Annotated in this window: 24 protein-coding genes; 4 read left to right on the forward strand and 20 right to left on the reverse strand. The window is 34.8% G+C overall.

What is annotated here, in order from left to right; all coding sequences use genetic code 11:
• Positions 1 to 189: 189 nt before the first annotated feature.
• The 13 genes from atpG to ACFFU9_RS00630 form a co-directional block, all read right to left on the reverse strand.
• Positions 190 to 1,050 carry an ATP synthase F1 subunit gamma gene (gene atpG, locus ACFFU9_RS00570; RefSeq protein ID WP_379859409.1) on the reverse strand — a complete coding sequence of 287 codons (861 nt, stop codon included), beginning with the start codon at positions 1,048 to 1,050 and terminating at the stop codon, positions 190 to 192.
• Between the two features lie 339 nt (positions 1,051 to 1,389).
• On the reverse strand, positions 1,390 to 2,970 hold the full coding sequence (gene atpA, locus ACFFU9_RS00575) for a F0F1 ATP synthase subunit alpha (protein ID WP_379859410.1): 1,581 nt from the start codon (positions 2,968 to 2,970) through the stop codon (positions 1,390 to 1,392).
• 104 nt (positions 2,971 to 3,074) lie between these two features.
• Positions 3,075 to 3,611: an ATP synthase F1 subunit delta gene (atpH, locus tag ACFFU9_RS00580; RefSeq protein WP_379859411.1), complete on the reverse strand. Its 537-nt coding sequence runs from the start codon at positions 3,609 to 3,611 to the stop codon at positions 3,075 to 3,077.
• A gap of 6 nt (positions 3,612 to 3,617) precedes the next feature.
• On the reverse strand, positions 3,618 to 4,118 hold the full coding sequence (locus ACFFU9_RS00585) for a F0F1 ATP synthase subunit B (protein ID WP_379859412.1): 501 nt from the start codon (positions 4,116 to 4,118) through the stop codon (positions 3,618 to 3,620).
• A 94-nt stretch (positions 4,119 to 4,212) separates the two neighbouring features.
• Positions 4,213 to 4,401, reverse strand: coding sequence for an ATP synthase F0 subunit C (gene atpE, locus ACFFU9_RS00590; RefSeq protein WP_072347917.1), 189 nt, complete (start codon positions 4,399 to 4,401; stop codon positions 4,213 to 4,215).
• Positions 4,402 to 4,443: 42 nt separating this feature from the next.
• Positions 4,444 to 5,559: a F0F1 ATP synthase subunit A gene (gene atpB / locus ACFFU9_RS00595; RefSeq protein WP_379859413.1), complete on the reverse strand. Its 1,116-nt coding sequence runs from the start codon at positions 5,557 to 5,559 to the stop codon at positions 4,444 to 4,446.
• A 133-nt stretch (positions 5,560 to 5,692) separates the two neighbouring features.
• Positions 5,693 to 6,064, reverse strand: coding sequence for a DUF6168 family protein (locus ACFFU9_RS00600; RefSeq protein WP_379859414.1), 372 nt, complete (start codon positions 6,062 to 6,064; stop codon positions 5,693 to 5,695).
• Positions 6,064 to 6,330, reverse strand: coding sequence for an AtpZ/AtpI family protein (locus ACFFU9_RS00605; RefSeq protein ID WP_379859415.1), 267 nt, complete (start codon positions 6,328 to 6,330; stop codon positions 6,064 to 6,066). The genes ACFFU9_RS00600 and ACFFU9_RS00605 overlap by 1 nt, the downstream gene beginning before the upstream one ends.
• The gene (locus tag ACFFU9_RS00610) at positions 6,281 to 6,706 is read right to left on the reverse strand and encodes a bactofilin family protein (protein ID WP_379859416.1); all 426 of its coding nucleotides are present in this window, start codon (positions 6,704 to 6,706) and stop codon (positions 6,281 to 6,283) included. The genes ACFFU9_RS00605 and ACFFU9_RS00610 overlap by 50 nt, the downstream gene beginning before the upstream one ends.
• A gap of 11 nt (positions 6,707 to 6,717) precedes the next feature.
• Positions 6,718 to 9,300, reverse strand: a complete 2,583-nt coding sequence (gene porW, locus ACFFU9_RS00615) for a type IX secretion system periplasmic lipoprotein PorW/SprE (protein ID WP_379859417.1) — start codon at positions 9,298 to 9,300, stop codon at positions 6,718 to 6,720.
• 170 nt (positions 9,301 to 9,470) lie between these two features.
• Positions 9,471 to 10,184, reverse strand: coding sequence for an ABC transporter ATP-binding protein (locus tag ACFFU9_RS00620; protein ID WP_379859418.1), 714 nt, complete (start codon positions 10,182 to 10,184; stop codon positions 9,471 to 9,473).
• A gap of 14 nt (positions 10,185 to 10,198) precedes the next feature.
• On the reverse strand, positions 10,199 to 11,671 hold the full coding sequence (locus ACFFU9_RS00625; RefSeq protein WP_379859419.1) for a DUF5687 family protein: 1,473 nt from the start codon (positions 11,669 to 11,671) through the stop codon (positions 10,199 to 10,201).
• Positions 11,672 to 11,677: 6 nt separating this feature from the next.
• The gene (locus ACFFU9_RS00630) at positions 11,678 to 12,082 is read right to left on the reverse strand and encodes a DUF2059 domain-containing protein (protein WP_379859420.1); all 405 of its coding nucleotides are present in this window, start codon (positions 12,080 to 12,082) and stop codon (positions 11,678 to 11,680) included.
• 260 nt (positions 12,083 to 12,342) lie between these two features.
• Here ACFFU9_RS00630 and ACFFU9_RS00635 point away from each other — a divergent pair, with 260 nt between their 5' ends.
• Entirely contained in the window at positions 12,343 to 13,398 is a 1,056-nt protein-coding gene (locus ACFFU9_RS00635) for a 2Fe-2S iron-sulfur cluster-binding protein (RefSeq protein WP_379859421.1), read from the forward strand.
• Positions 13,399 to 13,417: 19 nt separating this feature from the next.
• Here the strand turns inward: ACFFU9_RS00635 and ACFFU9_RS00640 are convergent, their stop codons facing one another.
• Positions 13,418 to 14,437 carry a glycosyltransferase family 9 protein gene (locus tag ACFFU9_RS00640; protein ID WP_379859422.1) on the reverse strand — a complete coding sequence of 340 codons (1,020 nt, stop codon included), beginning with the start codon at positions 14,435 to 14,437 and terminating at the stop codon, positions 13,418 to 13,420.
• 20 nt (positions 14,438 to 14,457) lie between these two features.
• On the reverse strand, positions 14,458 to 15,063 hold the full coding sequence (locus ACFFU9_RS00645) for a DUF4254 domain-containing protein (protein ID WP_379859423.1): 606 nt from the start codon (positions 15,061 to 15,063) through the stop codon (positions 14,458 to 14,460).
• Positions 15,064 to 15,480: 417 nt separating this feature from the next.
• Between ACFFU9_RS00645 and upp the strand changes: the two genes are divergently transcribed.
• Positions 15,481 to 16,140 (forward strand): uracil phosphoribosyltransferase, encoded by a 660-nt coding sequence (upp, locus tag ACFFU9_RS00650; protein ID WP_379859424.1) that lies wholly within the window; start codon positions 15,481 to 15,483, stop codon positions 16,138 to 16,140.
• Here upp and ACFFU9_RS00655 read toward each other — a convergent pair.
• Entirely contained in the window at positions 16,129 to 17,040 is a 912-nt protein-coding gene (locus ACFFU9_RS00655) for a DUF6427 family protein (RefSeq protein WP_379859425.1), read from the reverse strand. The genes upp and ACFFU9_RS00655 overlap by 12 nt on opposite strands.
• A 109-nt stretch (positions 17,041 to 17,149) precedes the next feature.
• On the opposite strand from ACFFU9_RS00655, the gene ACFFU9_RS00660 reads away from it, so the two are divergent.
• Positions 17,150 to 17,377, forward strand: a complete 228-nt coding sequence (locus ACFFU9_RS00660) for a DUF6341 family protein (protein WP_379859426.1) — start codon at positions 17,150 to 17,152, stop codon at positions 17,375 to 17,377.
• On the opposite strand, the gene purD is transcribed toward ACFFU9_RS00660, so the two are convergent.
• Positions 17,372 to 18,643: a phosphoribosylamine--glycine ligase gene (gene purD / locus ACFFU9_RS00665; RefSeq protein ID WP_379859427.1), complete on the reverse strand. Its 1,272-nt coding sequence runs from the start codon at positions 18,641 to 18,643 to the stop codon at positions 17,372 to 17,374. The genes ACFFU9_RS00660 and purD overlap by 6 nt on opposite strands.
• Before the next feature lie 236 nt (positions 18,644 to 18,879).
• Between purD and ACFFU9_RS00670 the strand changes: the two genes are divergently transcribed.
• On the forward strand, positions 18,880 to 20,187 hold the full coding sequence (locus ACFFU9_RS00670) for a phenylacetate--CoA ligase family protein (protein ID WP_379859428.1): 1,308 nt from the start codon (positions 18,880 to 18,882) through the stop codon (positions 20,185 to 20,187).
• On the opposite strand, the gene ACFFU9_RS00675 is transcribed toward ACFFU9_RS00670, so the two are convergent.
• The 3 genes from ACFFU9_RS00675 to ACFFU9_RS00685 are packed head-to-tail and all read right to left on the reverse strand — an operon-like array spanning position 20,171 to position 23,293.
• Entirely contained in the window at positions 20,171 to 20,950 is a 780-nt protein-coding gene (locus ACFFU9_RS00675) for a glycosyltransferase family 2 protein (RefSeq protein WP_379859429.1), read from the reverse strand. The two genes, ACFFU9_RS00670 and ACFFU9_RS00675, sit on opposite strands and share 17 nt — an antisense overlap.
• Before the next feature lie 2 nt (positions 20,951 to 20,952).
• Entirely contained in the window at positions 20,953 to 22,305 is a 1,353-nt protein-coding gene (locus ACFFU9_RS00680; RefSeq protein ID WP_379859430.1) for an undecaprenyl-phosphate glucose phosphotransferase, read from the reverse strand.
• A gap of 1 nt (position 22,306) precedes the next feature.
• Entirely contained in the window at positions 22,307 to 23,293 is a 987-nt protein-coding gene (locus tag ACFFU9_RS00685; RefSeq protein ID WP_379859431.1) for a UDP-glucuronic acid decarboxylase family protein, read from the reverse strand.
• Positions 23,294 to 23,343 lie beyond the last annotated feature (50 nt).

Genomic DNA, 23,343 nt, shown 5'->3' on the forward strand with positions numbered 1-23,343 from the left:
CATTTGGCTTCGCTCTCGCTACGCCTAATTGTTTAAAGCTTCCGCCTTTTTGAAACATTTGGCTTTGCTATCGCTACGCCTAATTGTTTAATGCTTCCGCCATTTTGAAACATTTGGCTTCGCTCTCGCTACGCCTAATTGTTTAAAGCTTCCGCCTTTTTGAAACATTTGGCTTCGCTCTCGCTACGCCTAATTGTTTAAAGCTTCCGCTCCACCAACAATTTCTAAAATTTCATTGGTAATAGAGGCTTGACGCGCTTTATTATATGTTAATTTAAGTTGATCTCTTAATTCGGTAGCATTATCTGTAGCTTTATGCATAGCCGTCATACGTGCGCCGTGTTCACTTGCAAAAGAATCCCTAACACCTTTATATAATTGATTTTTTAAAGATTTAGGAATCAATTGTTCTACTATTTCTAATTTTGAAGGTTCAAAAATATAATCGGTTGTACTTGTGTCATCAGCTTTAACAGGGACTATTGGTAAAAACTGTTCTGTTATTACAAATTGTGTGGCGGCATTTTTAAATTGGTTATAAACAATTTCGATTTTATCAAACTCACCAGAAACAAACTTCTCCATCAACAATTCAGCAATTTCAGCAACATTGCTAAACGTTAAGTCATCATAAAGATCACTTTCATTAGCTATAACCCTATTTGTTTTTTTAAAAATATCATAGGCTTTTTTTCCAATAGTTAGATAAGAAACCTGTTGGTTTGCGTATGTTTTAGTAGTAAGCCTATTAACTTCTTTAATAATATTGGAGTTAAAGGCACCTGCCAAACCTCTATTGGATGTTATTGGCACTAAAAGCACATTCTTTAAGTCACGTTGATTAGAATATTTACTTACAGAGTCGGAATCCATAGCCCCACTTAAACTCTGTAAAAGCTCTGTTAGTTTTTCTGAATAAGGACGCATTGCCGTAACTGCATCTTGAGCTTTCTTTAATTTTGCAGCCGATACCATTTTCATGGCACTGGTTATCTGCATGGTTGAAGATACCGATGCTATTCTGTTACGTATTTCTTTTAAATTTGCCATAAAAACGAGTTATGAGTTATGAGTGTCAAGTTTCGAATATTTGATAATGCCTTTCGGTCGTCTTATTAAATCCTCACACTTATTCTTCATTGCTTTAGGTATTTATTATCCAGTAATATTAAACACTTCCATCCGAAAAATGCTTTAATTACCTTTTTTAATACAACACCAAATTATTTTTTCTTTTAGTTTGCCGGTAAAAAAACAGTCCTGTTTTTTAAGCTTATTAAAAGCCTTTGATTTCAATAGAACGGTTATTTAAAGACTTTACTTATATTTTATAATAAAAGCTTTAGAGTTGTGAGCAAAACAGACCCACAACTCTAAGTCTTGAACGTTTTAAGCTTTATATTTACTTGATAATTCTTTAGCTACTGCTGTTAAGGTATCGGTAATCTCGTCAGTTAATTTACCTGCTTTTAATGCACTCAATACATCCGCATGTTTCACTTTTAAAAATCCGATATAGTCTTTTTCAAACTCTTTCACTTTTTGAACAGGAACTTCTCTTAACAAGTTTTTTGTTCCTGCATAAATGATTGCGATTTGATCTTCAACTGTAAAAGGATCATTTTGAGCTTGCTTTAAGATTTCTACGTTACGTCTTCCTTTTTCAATAACGTTTAATGTAACGGCATCAAGATCAGAACCAAACTTAGCAAAAGCCTCTAATTCTCGGTATTGTGCTTGATCTAATTTTAATGTACCTGCTACTTTTTTCATAGATTTAATCTGGGCATTACCACCAACACGAGATACAGAAATACCTACGTTAATAGCAGGTCGTACACCTGAGTTAAATAAATCTCCATCTAAGAAAATCTGGCCATCTGTAATAGAAATTACGTTGGTTGGAATATATGCCGACACATCTCCCGCCTGAGTTTCAATAATCGGTAAGGCTGTTAAAGAGCCCCCACCTTTTACTAGAGGTCTTAGTGATTCTGGCAAATCGTTCATGTCTTTAGCAATCTCATCATTATTAATGATTTTTGCAGAACGCTCTAATAGACGAGAGTGTAAGTAAAACACGTCACCTGGATAGGCCTCACGTCCTGGTGGACGACGTAATAATAAAGAAATCTCACGGTATGCAACAGCTTGTTTTGATAAATCATCAAATACAATTAATGCTGGTCTACCAGTATCTCTAAAATATTCTCCTATAGAAGCTCCTGTAAATGGTGCATAAACTTGCATTGCCGCAGGATCAGAGGCATTAGCTGCAACAATTGTTGTATACGCTAAGGCACCTTTTTCTTCTAATGTTTTAGCAATTAAGGCTACTGTAGATGCTTTTTGTCCAACAGCAACATATATACAATATACAGGTTCTCCTGCATCGTAAAATTCTTTTTGATTTAAGATGGTATCAATACAAACAGCTGTTTTTCCAGTCTGGCGATCACCAATAACCAACTCACGTTGGCCACGGCCTACAGGAATCATGGCATCAATAGATTTAATACCCGTTTGCAATGGCTCTGTTACCGGCTCACGGAAAATAACACCAGGTGCTTTACGCTCTAAAGGCATTTGGTACGTTTCACCTGTAATTGGACCTTTTCCATCGATAGGAGTACCTAAAGTATCCACAACACGACCAACAATCCCTTCACCAACATTGATAGAAGCAATACGCTCTGTTCGTTTTACAATAGAGCCCTCTTTCACCCCTACTGATGCACCTAATAGTACAATACCAACGTTATCTTCTTCAAGATTAAGTACGATACCTTCCAAACCGCCGTCGAATTCAACTAACTCACCATATTGTGCGTTCGCTAATCCGTAAGCACGTACGATACCATCACCTACCGTTAATACAGTTCCTACTTCGTCTAATGAAGCGCTAGCCTCAAAACCTAAAAGTTGTTTTTTTAAGATTGCTGATATTTCAGCTGGTTTTACTTCTGCCATCTTTATTTAGTATTTAAATCTTGTTTTTTATTACTTCTAAATTGCTCCATTCCAGTAATTACCTGTAACATCTAATATGCCATATAGAAAACAAAAAACGTTTTTTAATTTAATGTAAATTCTTTTTTTAGTTTGTTTAATTGATTGGCAACACTTGCGTTATATTGCAAATCTCCTATTCGTAAAATAAAACCACCTAAAATGCTTTCATCTACTATATTTTTCACTTCAACATCTTTTCCTGTAAGCGCTTTAGCTTTTACTAAAACCTTTGTTTCTAACTCTGCCGTTAAAGGAACTGCTGTGGTAACCGTAGCCAATTCAACACCTTTGGATTGATCCAATAATTGGCTATAGTGTAATGCGACATCATTTAAGATTCCAATTCTTTTATTGCTAACCAAAAGATCGATTAAACCTAAAGTGGTTTTATTTGTATCCTGAAAGACTTCCAATAAAACTGATTTTTTTACCGATGAAGGTATTACAGGATTATAAAGCATGTCTCTTAAATCTTTTGTTTCTGCAATAGTACTGACAATTAATTTCATATCTGCATTAACAACATCTGCTGCTTGCTGATCTGTTGCCAAACTTAAAATTGCTTTTGCATAACGTATCGCTGCTCTTGCTCCTGACATGATTGTTTAATTTAATGATTTTTCATCCAACATGGTCTCAACCAATTCCAGTTGTCTGTCTTTGTTAGATAATTCAGTACGCACTACTTTTTCAGCAATTTCCAATGATAGCGTTGCCACATAATCTTTAAGTGCTATTACAGCAGCTTTTTTCTCACCTTCTATAGCAACTTGTGCTTGTTTTATTATCGCATGGGCTTGCTCTTGAGCTTCTCCTTTTGCATCTTCAATTGTTTTACTTCTAATATCGCGAGCTTCTTTCAACATCGCATCACGCTCTGCTCTCGCCTCTATAAGTAGCCTTTCATTGTCTGCTTGAAGATTTTGCATTTCCAATTTTGCTTTTTTAGCAGAATCTAACGCATTATGAATGCCATCTTCTCTGTCTTGTAAAGCATCTAAAATAGGCTTCCAAGCAAATTTTTTCATTAATAAGATTATTATTAACAAGATAATCGCTTGCATAAAAAATAATCCTGGTGAAAAATCGTTTAATAACTGATCCATGAGTAACTATAAATTAGTTTTGTTTTTGTTTAATTTTAAAACAGCTTCTGCAACCAACCGTTACAGAAGTCTGTTTGTTTTTGTTAGGAAATTTTTATTTCCCTAGGATTAATGCACCAAAAGCTAAACCTTCTAATAAGGCACCAATGATGATCATTGCCGTTTGGATCTTTCCAGCAGCTTCAGGTTGGCGTGCAATACTTTCCATTGCTTTTCCACCAATTTGACCTAAACCGATACCTCCACCGATTACGATTATTCCTGCTCCAATTAAATTGTACATAGTGATTTGATTTTTATAAATAATTAATTAAACAAATTCTTTTTAATGTGAATGGTCGTGCTCTTCAACCGCCATTCCTATAAATAATGATGATAACATGGTGAAAATAAAAGCTTGTAAAAATGCTACCAAAAGTTCTATTACAAATATAAATAACGATAAAAACAAAGACACCCCTGTAGACACCACTGGTCCAAAGGCAGCTTTTAAGGTAATCATTAACGCTATCAGACTCATAAACACAAAATGACCTGCTGTCATGTTCGCAAACAAACGCACCAATAAGGAAAAAGGCTTAATAACAAGAAAACCTACCAACTCCACAACCGCTAAAACAGGTCTTAACAAATAAGGAACTCCAGGCATCCATAAGGTGTGTGCCCAAAAATCTTTACTTCCACTAAACAAATAAATTATCATTGTAAAAACAGCCAAACAAGCCGTTACCGCTATTTGTCCGGTAACATTAAACCCTAATGGTGTTAATCCTAATATATTTAAAATCCAAATAAAGAAAAAAACCGTTAATAAGAACCCCATAAACTTACGGTACTTCTTCTCTCCTATATTCGGTCTTGCAATTTCGTCACGAACATAAATAACCAAAGGTTCCAAAGCACGGCCAAAACCTCTTGGCACAACGTTTCCTTTTTTATACCCATTGGCTAATCTACCAAATATTAAAACCATTATCAATCCGGCTAAAAGCATACCAAAAACACTTTTCGTAATAGAGAAATCTAAAACTTTAGTCGCATTAACAACGTGGTGGGTTTCATCTAAACTAACAGTTGTTGCACCTTCTTCTAGCTCGTATATTTTACTATGAAATTTAAAAAGCTTCGTGTCACCAGCATCTACAATCACCTGTCCGTTATCATCATGCTGAAAAGCAGAAGACATAAACGTTTTTAGCCCATTACTGGTCCAAACAATTACAGGAAGAGGAAATCCGTAGTGTGTATTTGTTTTATTATCAGAATAAAAATGGAAATCGTGAGAATCTTTTAAGTGATGCGCAATATATGCTCTGATTTCGGTTGGAGAATCAATCTGATTGCCTGAGTGTTGTTGATCATCGTTTGCAAATGCAGATAAGGAAAACAATGTCAAAACTAAAACTGCTATAAAATTGATAGATTTTTTTGCTACCATCATATCTTCTGTGACTAAATAAATTTATGCTTCGTAAATTTTGTGCAAATGTAAGTAATAATTTAAAAATTAAAACGGTTTTTCATTGAGATTTTTACAATAGTTATGATACTACAAGAAACCCTTTTGAATATTATTATTTACTGTTTAATAATTTTGCTATACTAATGGCTTCTGTCATTAGAAATAGAAACAATGGCACAACCAAACCTATACGTTCAGATTGCGATAAATTATCATTATAGAAAACAGAGTCCTGAAAAAACAAAACAAATGCCCCTATTTTGAAAAAAATCAAGGCTAAGTAAGTATAGCCTGCTTGACTAGGCAATTCACTTGCCATAAACTCCATTAATACGTAAACGATAACGGCAGAAATAAGATGAAAGAGGTATACATGTAGTAACGAATATGCAGGGGGATCGGTTACAAGATAGTTATGAAGGTTGAAGCTTACAAGAAAAAGTACAACCAAAATACCCACTACATACAGAATGCGCTTAATCATTATTTATTTTTTTTAGGTTTATTGTTGTTATTGGTGATGTTTGAAACTTGTTTAATTACGGCATAGATAGCAATAAAAACCGAAAGCAACGTGACTATCTTAAAGTACAGCTGGTTAGCGCTATCAAATTCAACATCTAACCAAGCCCCTAATTTACTTCCTAGATAGATTGTTGCTCCCATTTGAATGGCAATAGAAGAGAATCTAATATAAGGGTTAAACTGCTTTTTCTGCTTCTGATTTTTTGGGTTGTTGTTGCCCTCCATGGTTCATCTCTTTTGTTGCACCTTTCATTATACACGTTACATTAAATGTTGCTCCTGGCTCAACGGCCAACTTCTCCGAAACTACTTCTCCCTCAATATATGCAGTAGCTTTTAAAGTAAGGGTTCCTGAAAGCGTAAGCCTTCCAGAAAACTTTCCTTCAAAATAAGCATCGGTACCCTGTAAAGACCCGTTTATATGTCCGGTTTTACCAACCACAACTTTACCAGTGGTATTTATATTTCCTTCTATTATGCCATCTATTCTAAAATCTCCTTCACTCGTAAGGTCTCCAACAATTTTAGTGCCTTGCGCAATTATATTTTGACTTGTTTTATCGTCCATGTGTTTGCTTTTTTTTTTACTCTCAGAAAACATAATATTTCAATTTAATTATTAGTGGTACCCAAATAAGTCTCCAGGTTTTTATGAATTTGAATGGTTTGATAATTTTTTGAAGATATGGCAAAATAAGGTTTTTTTATTTTCTTCTTATCTTCTTTTATTAGTAATTGATCAAATGTTTTGGCTACAGTTTTATTTTTTAAACCATGAATAACTACAAACACAGTATCGGGATTATATACATCTATCGAGGTTTTTAAATCGTAATATTTTATATTTAACAATACTTCATTTAAAACGGTATTAAAATCCTGAATGACGCTTTGGGTAGCCTTTTCAAATTGAAATATGACTTTATAGTGTGCCTCTACAGCTTCATCTTCAACCAGCTCGGTAGACTTTATTCTTGTTAACACTTGGTTTACGATATGCTGCGCCTGCTGCCCTTCTGGCACATTGGCATAAGTAACGGCAACTTGATTAATAGCTTCACTATAAGGCTCATACCCATACAGCCTTCCTATTGCCGTTGCTTTTAAAAGTTCAAATTTTGGCACTATAGGGTCACCATCAAACACACGTATATGTGTTTCACTTTCACGTATCACTTGGGCGTATTCCTGATTTTCATACTGCGCATAAACCGTTTCATAAATACTTTCCGGACTGTTTTCGTCTTTTTCCGACACAAAGTCTGGATTGGTCAATATCGTAGCATAACGCGAATCGGGATAATTTTTTATAATGTCTTTTTTAGCAATTTCAGCTTCGCTATTCTCGCCTAATAATTCGTAAATTTTATAAAGATTATACTTCGAAGGCAATACGAGACGGTCTTCCGGATTGCTTTTTAACAACGCTTCAAATTTATTTTTTGATCGATTATATTCTTTAAATTTTTCCTTATAAATAAGCCCTAACTGATAATAGGCATAATTTCTTTCTTTAGAAATGCTGTCTATTTCTTTTTCTGTTGAAGGAATTTTAGAAATATAAAATTGTGGATCAAAATATTCATTAACGGTTTCTCGTTCAGCGACAGCTGAATTTAAGACATCAGGATTACTAAGTTCTGAAGTGTTTTTATTCGACCAGCGCCAATTATCTTCTAAGCGTCTATTTCCCCAAGTTTTTACAAACTCATTTTTGCCATACGCCACTGTAGTAGGGTTATAAAAATAAAAAAGAGCTGCTTGACTTGGCGCGCCAGGGCCCCTTGTTGCCGCTGATATTTGGGATGAATTGCCCAAGTTTACACCCCCTATTTCCAGGCCTGCATCTCGGTTTCGTTCGGCAGCCTCTTGTTTCGCTTTTTCGTCTTCAGCCTGTTTTTTAAGTATTGCAACAAAATTTTCAAAATAGGCTAGTTTATCTTCTTCTGAAAAATTCACTAATTTCAAAACACTATCATTCACTTGGGCGATTTGCTCATAATAAATAACATCTTCCAAATTATCTCGTTTGCGTTTGATGGTTCGATAAGGCTTGGAATTCAATTTCAAATTCAGCAGGGTACTATCGTAATAAGCCCCAGCTAGTTTATAAACAGAGCTATCAAAATTCATATCACCAAGAATTTGATAATTTTTAGCCTTGAGTTGCTTATCTTGTGAAGGCACTCGCAATGATTTATTATAGTACGCTATCGCTAATGAATCTGCCTCTCTTTCTAAATGAAATTGGCCTATTTGATGGTAAATCTTATCTAAAAAAGGTCTGTTTTCCCTGTCTTCTTCAAGTTCTGTTAAAAACTCCCATAAAGCAATAGTATCGCCTTTTTCGTAATCGAAATTTTTAACTTTTTCAAGGTGTGCATTTATCATGTAAATGCGCGGTGTTTTTCTATTTAATGCAATAACCCTATCAAAAGCCATATTAGCACTATCCTTATAACTCAGTTTATTATAAAGCTGCCCTTGTATAAAACGATAACGCCCACGTTCTTCGTTGTTTTTCGTAGCATACGATGCCGTTTCTAAAAGCGTAATGGCCGTATCTAAAACTTTAGTATTAATGTATGCCTGTGCCAGAATAGAGGTAGCATCTGCTAAGTCTTGACCTGTAATATCTTCTTGTTTTAAAAGACGTTTTAAATTCTCGATAGCCAACTCATCATTTTCCAAACGAATGTTGGTTTTCTCTCTCCAAATTTTGGCCTGATTTATCTTGTCACTTGCTGGATATTTATAAAGAATATAATTAAAGGCCTCTAAAGCAGGGATAAATCGTTGATCAAAATAACGCGCCTTCCCTAACAATAAGTAAGCTTCGTCCATCTGTGGGTTTTTTTCTTTCCCATCTATGTTCATGCTATGTTTCTGAATCGCTTTAACTGCTTTTTCTTCAGAACGATTAAAATCTTCATTTTTAGACTGCCCAGGGAGGATAATTTCTTCATTAATTTCCATGCGTTCTATGGGCAGAATATCCCAGTAATTATCTGAATACGCGTTATTTAGGTTTTGACGACCTTGTTCCAACGCAATATAGCCATTATAGAGAGCATTATATTCGGTTGTTAAAGCATGATAATTTCTACTTAAAAATTTATCTTTTTTTCGGGAACAACCGGTTATGATACATGCGGAAATAGCAATGGCTGATATGGCGTAATAAAATGTTTTCAATACCCTGTTTATTTGGTGCTATAAATAACTATAAACTATTACATTTAGTATGCAAGAGGGTAAAAATAAGCATCTTTTTTGATTAAGCTGTAAAATGAAACATTTTTTGGATAAACTGTGATTTTTAAAAAAAAAGACACTTGAAATAATGTATAATTATACCACAAAGACTACGGCTTAACCCCATGCGTGTGTTCAAAATAAAACTCAAGCTCCCTTAACGTGGCTGGGCTAGTAACTAAATCTTTTACAATGCATCCTTTCTCAAGCACTACAACACGTTCACACACTTCGGTAACATGAATTAGATCATGGCTGGAAATTAAAACGGTTATCCCTTGTTCTTGAGCCAGGTTTCTTATAATCTGTTTTAACTTAATCTGGGTTGTTGGATCTAAGTTAGCAAATGGCTCATCTAAAATAACCACTTCAGGCCGACCTATTAAAGCCGCTATAATGCCAACCTTTTTCTGGTTTCCCTTACTCAAATCGCGAAGGTATTTTTTCTGGCCTAAAACCTCATCATGAAAAAAATCTTTAAACTGAGTTAAAAAAGCACTTACCTCGATTTTGTTCTGATGTCGCAATTCTCCAATAAAATAGAAATACTCTTCAGCAGTTAAATAACCAATTAAAAAACTTTCATCAATAAAAGCCGATGTAAACGATTTCCAATCTTCACTCTCATGAACCAATACCGTATGGTTTTCGATATATCCAGTTGTGGGCTGAATCAAATCTAAAAGCAGACTAAAGTAGGTGGTTTTTCCAGCCCCATTATTTCCTACAAGTCCAAAACTTTGTCCCTTAGGTATCTCTAAAGACTCTATATGCAATACCGTTTTAGAATGATATGTTTTAGAAAGATTCGTTGTTTTAATCATACCCTTTAACTGTTTTAATTGGTTTGTTTATAAGCGGCAAGTGTTTTATACTTTTCCTTTTTATAGACTTTCTCTATAGCTTTAAAGACTTTGTTTTTAAACAGCAAGCCCAACACGCCTAAGAGCATCACCAAAACAAGTCCAAACGTGTCTCCTAATGTAAAATGACCGATAGCATATACCAGCATAGGCAAAAGAACTTTTGGTATGGTGAGCAATACTGTTTTTGCATTAAAAGACTTTTTATCACCAAATGCTTTCTTACCAGAGGCCAAATCTATAGGCGTTTTAACATAAGCACCGCCCCAAAGCACCATATAGCCATTAATGCCAACATTGTAAATCGCACCAGCTATAATTGCCAAATAGGCTTGCCATCCAAAATACAAATAAAACGACGCCAATAGCGTTGAAACACCGGTAGCAGCCACCATCAAATACCATTTAGAATTTAAATACGCCTTATATCGGATATTCTGACTCATCATAAGCGGGTAATAGGCACTGTCCCAACTGGGCACAAACTGTCCGAAACTAAATAAAAACCCTCCAGACACAAAAATACCAGCAAAAACCCTCCAAAAAGGACCGCTATAAGCTTCAACACCTCCCGTAAAAAACATCAAGCCATAAAAAAGAAACAAAACACTCATGAATAAAGTGGACCGAGAACGTTTATTTCTTTTAATCAGTTTTATGTCATTTTTTAAAAAAACAGACAGACTTCCAAACCTATTTAGCCAAGCTAAATCTTGAGTGTGCGCTACATCTACTTTTTTTGCCAACCCACTATCCAGGTACAAATTCCTCCTATAATAATGAAAGGCCATAACATAAAAGAAGATTAACCATAAACTTGGTACAACAGCTAGAAAAGGCCTATCATAAAAGATTTGAAACAAAGGGGCCGTAAAACTACTTATATCGAGAACATCATAATATTTTAACACCCCAAAACCTAAAAAAATCACTAATAGTATATAAAGCAACAAGTCTTTATTGCTTATAAAGACATTTATAAAATTATTACTAAACAGCATAGCAGTAAGCGCCAAATACCAACCTAAAACCTGACTAATCGGGTAGCCCTCTTTTACTAAAACAAAAGAAAAAGGAAGAAAAAAAAAGGTGTGAATCACATTATAAAATGAAGGCATGGTTTTAATTAATCCAAAACTCACAATCTTGTTTTTTTTTATGGGCAGATACAATAAAGGCTTAATATTTATGATAGGCATCTTTTGAAAAAAATAGCGAAAAACCAAATCAAAGACCACATAAAACACAAGCATTTGATTCACTATACGCAAAGGATCTTGATTGAAGTGTTCTTCGATAAGATAATATGCTCCAATACCTAAACTTAAGAACGAGGCCACCATGAAAAGCGACGAAAACGCTAAAGCCATCTTTAAAACAACGTTAACTTTAAAAGACGCCGATCTAAAAAAGGATTTCCACTCTAAGCTTAGAAAATGTTTTATCACCTTTTTTTATTTTGAATGTTTTTGAGCAATCGCTTGCACCTCCAAGCCCCAAGCTTGACCATGTGCCATGGCCGTTTGCATTAAAGACAACTGTTTCTCTGCTAATTTCTCCCCTAAGTCCGTTTTATAAAAACTCACTAATTGCTTGATTTCATTTTGAGTAAATTCCGCCATATAGATTCCTGCCATCTTATCATAAAGCCCCGCTAACGTACCATTCGCCTCTTTAGTAAAAGCCTCTTTATTAGCTTCTGGAACCATCATGCCGATTTGGAAAATAGCACTTTCAAAAGCAGCACCTGCGCCTGTAAGTTTAAGAAACTCCACCGTTTCATTTTTAAAGGCGGTTTGGTCTTGTGCTTGTAAGCTAAACATTGCCAAACATAAACATACCAATAGGATTTTTTTCATATTGAACTCTTTGAGTTTTAAATTCACTTAATCTTGCTAAATTAAGGCTAAATGCTACAATTATGAGAAATTATATTCTGATAATTTATCATCTCGCTTTCCTTTAATCTGCACTTAAGCAGGTATAAATCTTCTTTATAAAATTTTCGCCACCCTAAATGCACTAAATTATTTACTTCCATGATGCTTCAGTGAATTTTTCTCTTCAATATCCCTTCAAAATGTGAAGGCTTTACTATTTTTGCTTAAAACTTTTACAAATGTCCGGATTTCACAAACTCACAGTCAAAGATATCACCAGAGAAACCAATCAAGCTATAAGCATCGGCTTTGATGTTCCTGAAAGCTTAAAAGACACTTTTGTTTTTCAAGCAGGCCAATATGTTACTTTAAAGATGGTTATTAATGGACAAGAAATAAGACGAGATTACTCATTATGTTCTTCGCCCAAAAGTGGAGCGCTTCAAGTGGCTGTAAAAGAGGTTAAAGATGGTACGTTTTCATCTTATGCCAATACTGTTTTAAAAGTTGGAGACCTTGTAGAGGTTGCCCCTCCAAAAGGACGTTTTATCTTCACACCAAACGACTCTAAAACTAAAAATATTGCTGCTTTTGCAGCTGGTAGTGGCATTACACCCATTTTAAGCATTATAAAATGTGCTTTAGAAGAAGAAGTTCATAGTAAAGTGATTTTAGTATATGGCAATAAAACAACTTCTGATACTATGTTCTTGGACGCCCTTTTAAAACTTCAGCAACAATATAAAGAGCGCTTTTCCATTCAATTTGTATTTAGCCAAGAAGATGGAGAAGATTCTATTTTTGGACGTATAGAAAAGAGCACCGTAAATTATGTGATGAAAAATAAGCATAAACATATAGATGTGGACGCGTTTTATTTATGTGGGCCAGAAGCCATGATCCATACTGTGAAAGATGTTTTAACAGCCAATGACATTAACAAAGACACCATCCATTTTGAACTTTTTAAAGCTGCAAAACCGGTTGATGTTAACAACGATGCCCCTGCACATGGAAATACAAAAATTACCATTACTGTAGATGATGAAACCACCACGTTTGATATGCCTCAAAAACAAACCGTTCTGGAAGCTGCATTAGACCATGATTTAGATGCTCCTTATTCTTGCCAAGGCGGTATTTGTAGCAGCTGTTTAGCAAGGATTACTGAAGGCGCCGCTACCATGAGACAAAACAATATCCTAACAGAAAGCGAAGTTGCCGAAGGTTTGATTTTAACATGTCAAGCTCATCCTACCACACCTACCCTTGCTGTAGATTATGATGATGTTTAGAAAGCTCCCTTAGCAACTTTTAAATTATAGAGTCTATTTTTTCTAATATGGTTTTGGGTAAAATACTGTCCATAGCGTCTTTATAAGCTTCTGGGTATTTATTTCCGTAAATGGATGTGGGTATTTTTGGATACATGTCACGATCTGAAAGCAACGCATAGTCTTCTGGCTGGTAAATTGGAGCAAAACCCGCGTAAGGATGCGTTACGCCCCAAATAGTAACAACTTTCACCCCCATCATTGCGGCTATATGCGCATTTCCCGAATCCATAGCCAGCATAACATCTAGATTGGATATCAAATCCAATTCTTCATCTAGGCTTAATTTCCCAGCCACGTTAACAACCTGATGGTGTTTTTTTTCAAATTCGCTTAGTATTACCACCTCTTCATCACCACCGCCAAATAAAATTACTTGATATTTTTTTGAAAGGCTCTCAATAACAGTATCCATAAGATCTAATGGATACATTTTACTTTCATGAGCTGCAAATGGTGCAATACCAACCCATTTAAGGTTAGTGTTTTTAACGATATTCTGTATTTTATCGTTTAAGGGTCTCGGTTCAGGGAAGAAAGGTTTTTCTAAGTTTATTTTAAATCCTAGACGCTTAAAAACATCGGCATACCGCTGATGAGTGCTTTTTAGTTGCCGAAAAGATTTTCCCGAAATCAAGTCTCGTTTTTCTGCTCGCGCTTTATCCAATTGCACAAATGGTATCCCTGTTAAAAACATTCTTAAAATATTACTTCGTATCACATTATGCAAATCGGCAATCGCATCAATATCTAGTTTTTTAAGCGCTCTTGAAAGCTTATACAAACCTAAAACTCCTTTATGTTTTCCCTCGGTATCAATAGAGTATATGGTAACATTTGGCAAGTGCCTAAAAAAGGGCTTGAAAAATGATCGTGTAAGAAGAGTTATTTTAGGTGCTGGATTTTGTTGTGTAAGCGCCTGCAAAACAGGCACCATCATAGCAACATCGCCCATAGCTGATAAGCGAATAACGAGAATGTGTTTTGGTAGTTTAGCCATTTAAATTCTTAGAATGATACTTATTTCTGGCCTCTTAAAACAGGGTTTAGCTCATCATCATTATACATTTTCATTTGCTTATAAACTTTCATATACTTATCCCCTTTTTCAATATCGCTTAAAAGCGTATCGATAGCAGTTGACAAATCCACGCGTTGTTCCAACAAAATATCAAGTTTCTTTTGGCAAGCAGCCCTATGAGATTCCGAAGCATCTTGTCTTGTTGCCTCTTCATTCATGTGATAGATTTTTAATGCTAAAATTGAGAGCCTGTCTACGCCCCAAGCAGGACTTTCTGTATTGATCGTGGCGTTTGTTTTTACAGTAACATCTGCAAATTTATCTAAAAAATAGCTATCTATATACTCCACCATATCCGTTCTGTCCTGATTGGAGGCATCTATTTTACGCTTCAGTTTTAAAGCTGCAATAGGATCAATTTGAGGGTCGCGGATAATATCTTCATAATGCCACTGTACCGTGTCTATCCAAGATTTTCGATATAACAAATGTTCTAATAAATCGCTTTCTGCGTAAGCATTTTCAAAAGGTTGATCCACGGTATTAATTACATGGTACTTTTCAATAACGTCCTGAAATATTTTGTTGGCTTTCTCTGTAAACATGTTCTAAATCTAAATAGTTTAATAAACAAAATTACGGAATTTATATCATTTATAACATATGCCCGCTTTGTTTATAAAACAGGGACAATCCTCTTTTATTGTGTAAAGACTAAAAGTGGAGCATTAAAAAATAAATTCGAGCTAATACTGACTTGTTTATTAAAGCTTTTTAACCTATTAGGATTAAAACACAAGGATAGCACAAATACATAACAGAATCAAATCCATGCTATCAAACAATACCCAACAGGTTTTATTTAACTAAAAACCGACTAGAAACATTTAACCTTAACAGATTGATCTCTATGCCCTATAATAGATATATTTGTAAAGTTTAAAAAACCTCAAAAGTATTAAAGGGATCTCAACAACTCCGCTCTGCTTAGGTTTCATTAACTTTAATTTTATTTTCCGCTTATGGTTATTCACGATTTGTCCAAACAAAACTCCATTTTAAATACGTTTATTTCAGAAATAAGAGACGTAAATATTCAAAAAGACAGCATGCGCTTTAGGCGAAACACAGAACGTATTGGGGAAATTTTAGGGTATGAAATGAGTAAGTCCCTAACGTTCAAACCATCGAAAATCGAAACACCTTTGGCCACTTGCCACATGCAGCTGATGGAACAAGACCTTGTGTTATGCTGCATTTTAAGAGCGAGCATTCCTTTACACTATGGCTTGCTCAATTATTTTGATACTGCAGAAAACGCTTTTATTTCGGCCTATAGACGCCATAAAGAAAACCCTGAAGATTTTGAAATTCTTGTAGAGTATCTCGCCTGTCCTAATTTAGATAATAAAACGCTTGTTTTAGCAGACCCAATGCTCGCTACAGGACAATCTATGCTAGCTACTTTCGAAGCATTAAAACCGTACGGCTCTCCAAAAGCAATTCATCTAATAAGTGCTATTGGAACTCAAGAGGGGGTCGATTTTGTAAACCGAAATTTTCCTGAAAATGCGCATTTATGGATTGCTGCCATTGATGAAACATTAGACGATAAAAATTATATTGTCCCTGGGCTTGGCGATGCTGGTGATTTAGCTTTTGGGAAAAAACTACAGCATTAAAAGTATAAACGGAACGAACATCAATATTCCTAAAAACAATTCCTTAAACCATTTTTCCTGAATGGTTTCAATGTAATTGGCAATGATAACTGCAACAGGCGCAAGCATAAATAAAAACTCGCTACCATCCTTTTTGGGCGCCAAAATAATTACAAAAAAAGAAATGAATGCCGTAAACAACACGACTTTAAATGGAGGTCTCACCGCTTTTTTCTTTTGATTTATACTTTTCAAATAAAATATAGAAGACCATATTCCAAAGGAAAACAACATGGTCGTGGTGATTAAGTATTGCACTGAGTTGTAATTGCTAAAGTCGTAACTAACAGAGGCATCTATGTTCAAGATTGTAAAAAAATCATCGTACCAAATAACTGATACACTAACCGTAATAAGAAATACCGTTGCTGCTCCTACAAAAGGAATAAGCCAATGTTTTATATTGTTATCCGAATAAAGCAACAAGGCTATAAGGATTAACACAAAAAATAAAATGGCCCAGAAGTAAAACAAACAAGCAATGGCTATCCAAAACGCCGCATCAAATATTTTTTTTTGTACATCAATTTGAGACCTCATCGTTATCAAGCGCCTTATACCAAGCAATAAAAAAATATTGGAAATTAGAATGTGCCCGTTGGTTGTGGTATTGGGCAATGCCAATAAAAACAAACTAAAAAAAAGGATTTCGTAATTACTGTTCTGTGTTAAATTGTTTTTAGAGACTATAAAATTAATAATCAAAACAGACACCACGCACACTAAAAATAAAACCACTTTCTCCAATAGCTTCGTTTCGTCCACGTTATGCTTGTTACCTAAAGCAAAAGCCAAGACTAGGATAAAAAAAACAATAATAAAATTTAATGGTTTAGATTTACTAAAAAGACTTGTTATCATTAACTCTTTTTGTATTTTTGCCTTGTAAATATACTAACTATGACATGGAAATGATGAAAATCATTAAAAGTTATAGTAAATTATTAAAAAATTAATAAACGACCCACTCATGAAAGATATACTTTACGCCATTCAAGATTTATTTGTTGATGTTCTTTTTATCCCCTTAGACGCTTTTAGAGATTTAGAGCTTGAAAATTGGTGGTTAGCAAACATTATTTCTTGGGTTTTTGTTGTGATCAGTTTTGTTGCTTTTATTTATTGGATGAAGCAACTTAAAACCTCTAATGACAATAACGAAGAAAACAAAACGATTACTGCTCACGATTATTTATAAATCAAAGCCAATATCCTTACGATAATACATCTTATCAAAATGTAACTTTTCTATATTTTGATAAGATTTTTTTATGGCCTCTTCATAAGTGTTACCGTAAGAAGTAATAGCCATAACACGACCACCAGAAGTAATAACCTTCCCGTCTTGCAACTGTGCACCCGCATGAAACGGTATAGACCCCTCTATAGCATCCATCCCGGTGATTTCTTTGCCTTTTTCATAAGCTTCTGGATACCCTCCAGAAACTAACATGATAGTGGTAGCGGCCCGTGGGTCAATTTCAATTTGAACACGATCTAAACTCCCGTTTGCCATGGCCTGTAAAATTTCTACAAAATCATTTTTAAGTCGGGGCAACACCACCTCTGTTTCTGGATCGCCCATTCGTACGTTATACTCAATAACCTTAGGGTCGTCTCCCACTTTAATAATTCCGATAAACACAAAGCCCACGTAGGGTAGGTTATCTTTTTTCAAACCCTTTATGGTCGGTTTTACAATACGCTCTTCAATTTTATTTAAAAAATCGTCTGTTGCAAATGGCACAGGAGACACGGCTCCCATTCCGCCTGTATTCAGTCCAGTATCACCTTCACCAATACGTTTGTAATCTTTTGCTGTTGGTAAAATTTTATAGTTCTCACCATCTGTTAATACAAAACAGCTCAACTCGATACCGTCTAAAAACTCTTCAATAACCACTTTGGTACTCGCTTGTCCAAATTTGGCATCCACAAGCATACTTTTAAGTTCTGCTTTGGCTTCGTTCACATCATTTAAAATAACCACACCTTTACCTGCCGCCAATCCGTCTGCTTTAAGAACATACGGTGGCTTTAACGTTTCTAAAAAAGCATAGCCTTCTGCTACGCTATCTTTTGTAAAACTCTTGTAAGCAGCCGTTGGAATATTATGACGGTATAAAAACTCTTTAGCAAACTCTTTACTGCCCTCTAGTTCTGCCGCTGCTTTTTGCGGACCGATAACCGACACTTTTTTTAAAGCATCGTCGTTTAAAAAGAAATCATGAATACCGTTTACCAAAGGATCTTCCGGCCCTACAACAACTAATTGTATACCGTTTTCCAATACGAGATGTTTAATCGATTCAAAATCGTTTACCCCAATATTAACATTAGTCGCTATATTTGCGGTACCAGAATTACCTGGAGCTACAAATAGTTTTTCACACAATGGACTTTGGGAAATTTTCCACGCAAACGTATGTTCTCTTCCTCCTGAACCTAAAATTAAAATATTCATTGAACTGATTTTTAATCCCCACGCTATAACAATTATAGCTATTCATGGGAATGGTAAATTAATAGTATTTAATGCTTCGCATTAAAAAGTGTTTTTATCCTTTGCAAAAATAACGGCTTTTTACAATTTGCCATGAATACGAACGTGTTTTTTCTTATTTTTCATATTATCATCTTAAAAACGGGATTTATATTTAGTTTTGTTTTAAATTATCCCTTAAAACGCTACTTTTTATTTTGAAATTATTTGACCTTTCATTGCTCATTAATGCTTTTCCTATAAAAAAGGGGAAAACGGCCTTAACAGCTATCCAGTCTCAAAATGAAAAAGCATTTGCGACTTATATCAAGTTACAAAAACAAACTATTGTTTCATACCATCTAAAACACAACCCTTTTTATAAAACTTTTGCTAAAAGCGCCAACCCACATAATTGGGAAACAATTCCTATTATGTGTAAAAAGGATTTACAGCAACCTTTAAAGAGCAGGCTATCGGATGGTTTTACAGAAAAAAACAGCTATATAAATAAAACTTCCGGATCGTCTGGCACCCCTTTTATTTTTGCCAAAGATAAGTTTTGCCATGCCCTCACATGGTCCGTATTTATGAATCGATATCATGGGCACGGCATATCTATTAACAGCTCAAAACAAGCACGCTTTTATGGTATTCCCTTAAACAAAGTAGGATATTATAAAGAGCGTTTCAAAGATTTTTTGGGACATCGGTACCGCTTTTCGGTTTTTGATTTAAGTGATGAAGAATTTAAAAAAAACGTTCTCAAGTTTAAATCGACCAAATTCGATTATATCAATGGTTATAGCAGTTCTATTGTGCAGTTTGCGAAGTTCCTAAAGCGGGAACAAATCGTTTTAAAAACAATCTGTCCCAGCCTAAAAGCCTGTATTGTAACCTCCGAGATGCTTTACGAAGAAGACAAGATGCTTTTGGAATCCCAGTTTAATCTTCCTATAATTAATGAATACGGCGCAGCAGAGCTTGGTTTAATTGCTTTTGAAAACAGCAATAACGAATGGATTGTAAATAGTGAAGATTTATATGTCGAAATTCTTGATGAAAACAACCAAATACTGCCATACGGGGAAGTTGGTCGCATGGTGATTACTTCGCTTTACAACAAGGCGCATCCTTTTATTAGATATGAGGTGGGCGATATTGGGGCATTATCGAAAGAAAGCACTCCGAAAAAACCCGTATTAAGCACTTTAATAGGAAGGAGCAATGATATTGTAATATTACCAAGTGGAAAAAAAGCTGCGGGCCTTACATTTTACTACATTACCAAAACCATTATCGAAGATGCCGCACCTGTTAAGGAATTTATTATCGAACAATTAACGCTGGATACTTTTAAAATTTATTATGTGAGTGATGTAGCGCTTTCAGAAGAAAAAATAAAAATTATTGGTGAAGCTGTTGAAGCGTACTTGGAAACTGGGTTACAAATTTCTTTTGTAAGAACGCTCAAATTAGAAAGAAGTGCGCGTGGAAAGCTAAAACAATTTATGTCTCATCTATAAAAAACGTCTGTTTTGGTTTTATAAAAAAATACTCTATAAAAAAACCAACCATATACCTTAGCGATTTTATAATAGAAAAACGCAATCCTTTTCTATATACCCAGTAATTATACTTTATAAGCTTAAATTTATTTGAAGATAACGAGTTCTTGCGCACTCTATAGTACACCAATGATTCTTGAACACCCTTTGCAGGTTTACCAGATGCTTTTATAGCCCTTAACCATAACAACCAATCTTGGCGTTTACGCAAATTTGGAGCTGTTATTTTCCCCAATGCTTTTACACTATATACACCTGTTGAGTTACCAATATAATTACTTTTTAATAATTTATCGTAGTTTAAAATAGCTAATGCTTTTATTTGTCTATTGAGAGGTGTACCAGAATCATCTATCAAGTTATAACTGGAAAAACACACCTCACAAGCTTCACGATGCATAAAGGCCAATTGTACTTCTAGTTTCTCAGGTTTCCACAAGTCATCGGCATCTAAAAACGCAACATAAGCTCCTTTTGCGACCTCAATGCCCTTATTCCTAGCCCATGCCGCACCCTGGTTTTTTACACCCCTTAAAAGCCTAATATTGGGGTTCTGAGAAATGAAAGTCTGAATTTTTTCAACAGTTAAATCTGTTGAGCCGTCATCAACTAAAATTAGTTCCCAATTTTTATGGGTTTGCTGCAAAACGCTTTCTATAGTTTCTGATATAGATGGTTCAGAATTAAATGTGGGCGTTATAATGGAGACCAAGCTTTTCAAGTTTAATAAGCTTTTTCTTCTCCTTTTACAGCATTCATAAATGTTTGGATAGCTATTTTTAAATCTAACAATAAAGACCAGTTTTCGATATAGAAAATATCATACTTCACCCGGTTAATAATGTCTTTATCCGTTTCAATCTCCCCTCTAAAACCGCTTACTTGAGCTAACCCTGTAATACCAGGTTTTACAAAATGCCTCACCATAAACTTATCTATTCTTTGAGCATACATATTGGTATGGCTTACCATATGGGGTCGTGGCCCTACTACAGACATATCTCCAAAGAGCACGTTAAAAAACTGAGGCAATTCGTCTATACTAGTTTTTCTTAAGAACCGTCCCATTTTTGTAATCCGCAAATCATTTTTAGTGGCTTGAAAAAGATGCGCATTGGTATTGGGTGTCATGGATCTAAACTTATAGCAACTAAACTCCTGATAATTAAAGCCATTTCTAGATTGCTTAAAAAACACAGGGCCTTTAGACTCTAATTTAATCAAAATTGCAAGTATAGGGGTAAGCCAAGAGAGTATAAAAACAATAATAAACGTAGAAAAAAGTATATCAAACAATCGTTTCACAAACTTATTTATAGGCTCTTGTAATGATATGGTACGCAAAGATAATATAGGAATGTAGTCATAATATTCGAACTTTAATTTCTTAGAATAAATATCTTTATTATCAGGGATAAATTTTACTTCCCTCAGATTATTATCTGCAAAATCTATCAACTTATTGATTTGCTTGTTCGATAACTCTGCAACAGATGCATAGATCTCATCTATATTATTTTCAATAACGAAAGCAAAGCAACTATCTAAAGAAGCCTCTTCATCCTTAATTTTAAATTGTTTTTTAAACTTATAGCCAAAATCAAGTTTATGATTAAAAATATTTATTAAGTGCTTGGTTTTAGCAGTTTTACCAATCACAATCACATTTCTAGTATTACCTCCCAATGCTGAACGGTATTTATGAAGCAAAAAATAAGTTAGGAATTTAAAAAAACCAACCAGAACAAAGGTCAAGCCTAAATACTCCATAAGTGCTAGTCTGCTTATATTCGGTTGTTTAAAGAACCCTATAAACGCATATAGCACCACTAAAAAAAGTGAAATCTGTTTTAATAAAAGTGTAATGACCTGAACGACCCTAGTATGTCTTTGTATTTCATAAAAATGGTTTTTAATCGCAATTAAAATCCATAATGCCGATATATACATCATGAACACATAATGATTTGACAAATTTATTTGAAATAAAAAAATAGCCAAATTAATTATTGCCAAATCCATACTAAATGAAATGGGCTTAATTAAACCTGAATACCGTCCTTGCTTATAGTCCAATTTACTTTTTTATATGGTTTTTAAAATCTTTATGTTCGCTTTTATACAATTCATCGGCGCTAAGGTTTTTAAAATAATCAAAGGTTATTTTCATTCCTTCTGCGCGCTCTACTTTGGGCTCCCAATTTAATAATTTCTTTGCTAAGGAGATATCCGGTTGTCTTTGCAAAGGATCATCCGTAGGCAAGTCTTTATAAACAACTTTTTGTTCGGTTCCGGTTAGCTTAATAATTTCCTCCGCAAAATCTTTAATAGTTATTTCATGAGGGTTACCAATATTTACAGGCTCAACATAATCACTTAACAACAGCCTATATATACCTTCCACTTGGTCGTCCACATAACAAAACGAGCGCGTTTGCAAACCATCGCCAAATATAGTTAAATCTTCTCCCCTAAGCGCCTGCCCCATAAATGCTGGAATCACTCTACCATCATTTAAACGCATTCTGGGTCCATAGGTGTTAAAAATACGAACAATACGGGTTTCCAAGCCATGAAATCGATGATATGCCATGGTTATGGACTCCTGAAAGCGTTTGGCTTCGTCGTAAACACCACGAGGGCCAATGGTATTAACATTACCGTAATAGCTCTCCGTTTGCGGGTGCACCAAAGGGTCTCCATATACTTCTGAGGTAGATGCTATTAAAATTCTAGCCTTTTTAGCTTTAGCCAAGCCTAAAAGATTGTGGGTCCCTAAAGACCCTACTTTTAAAGTTTGGATAGGTATTTTTAGATAATCTATAGGGCTAGCAGGCGAAGCGAAGTGAAGGATATAATCTAAACCCCCTTCTATTTTTATATATTCGGTAATATCGTGTTCAATAAACTCGAAATTTGGATGATCTTTTAAATGGCTTAAGTTTTTTTCATCTCCAGTGATAAAATTATCCATACCAATAACGTGATAACCCTCGTGAATAAAACGGTCGCATAAATGTGATCCTAAGAATCCTGCCGCTCCTGTTATTAGGATTTTTTTCATTTAATTTTATTAAAGTTATTTAAAACAGATAGTTTTTAGAACCCTATCTA

The sequence above is a fragment of the Mariniflexile ostreae genome, assembly GCF_042427585.1.
Classification (GTDB): domain Bacteria; phylum Bacteroidota; class Bacteroidia; order Flavobacteriales; family Flavobacteriaceae; genus Pseudalgibacter; species Pseudalgibacter ostreae.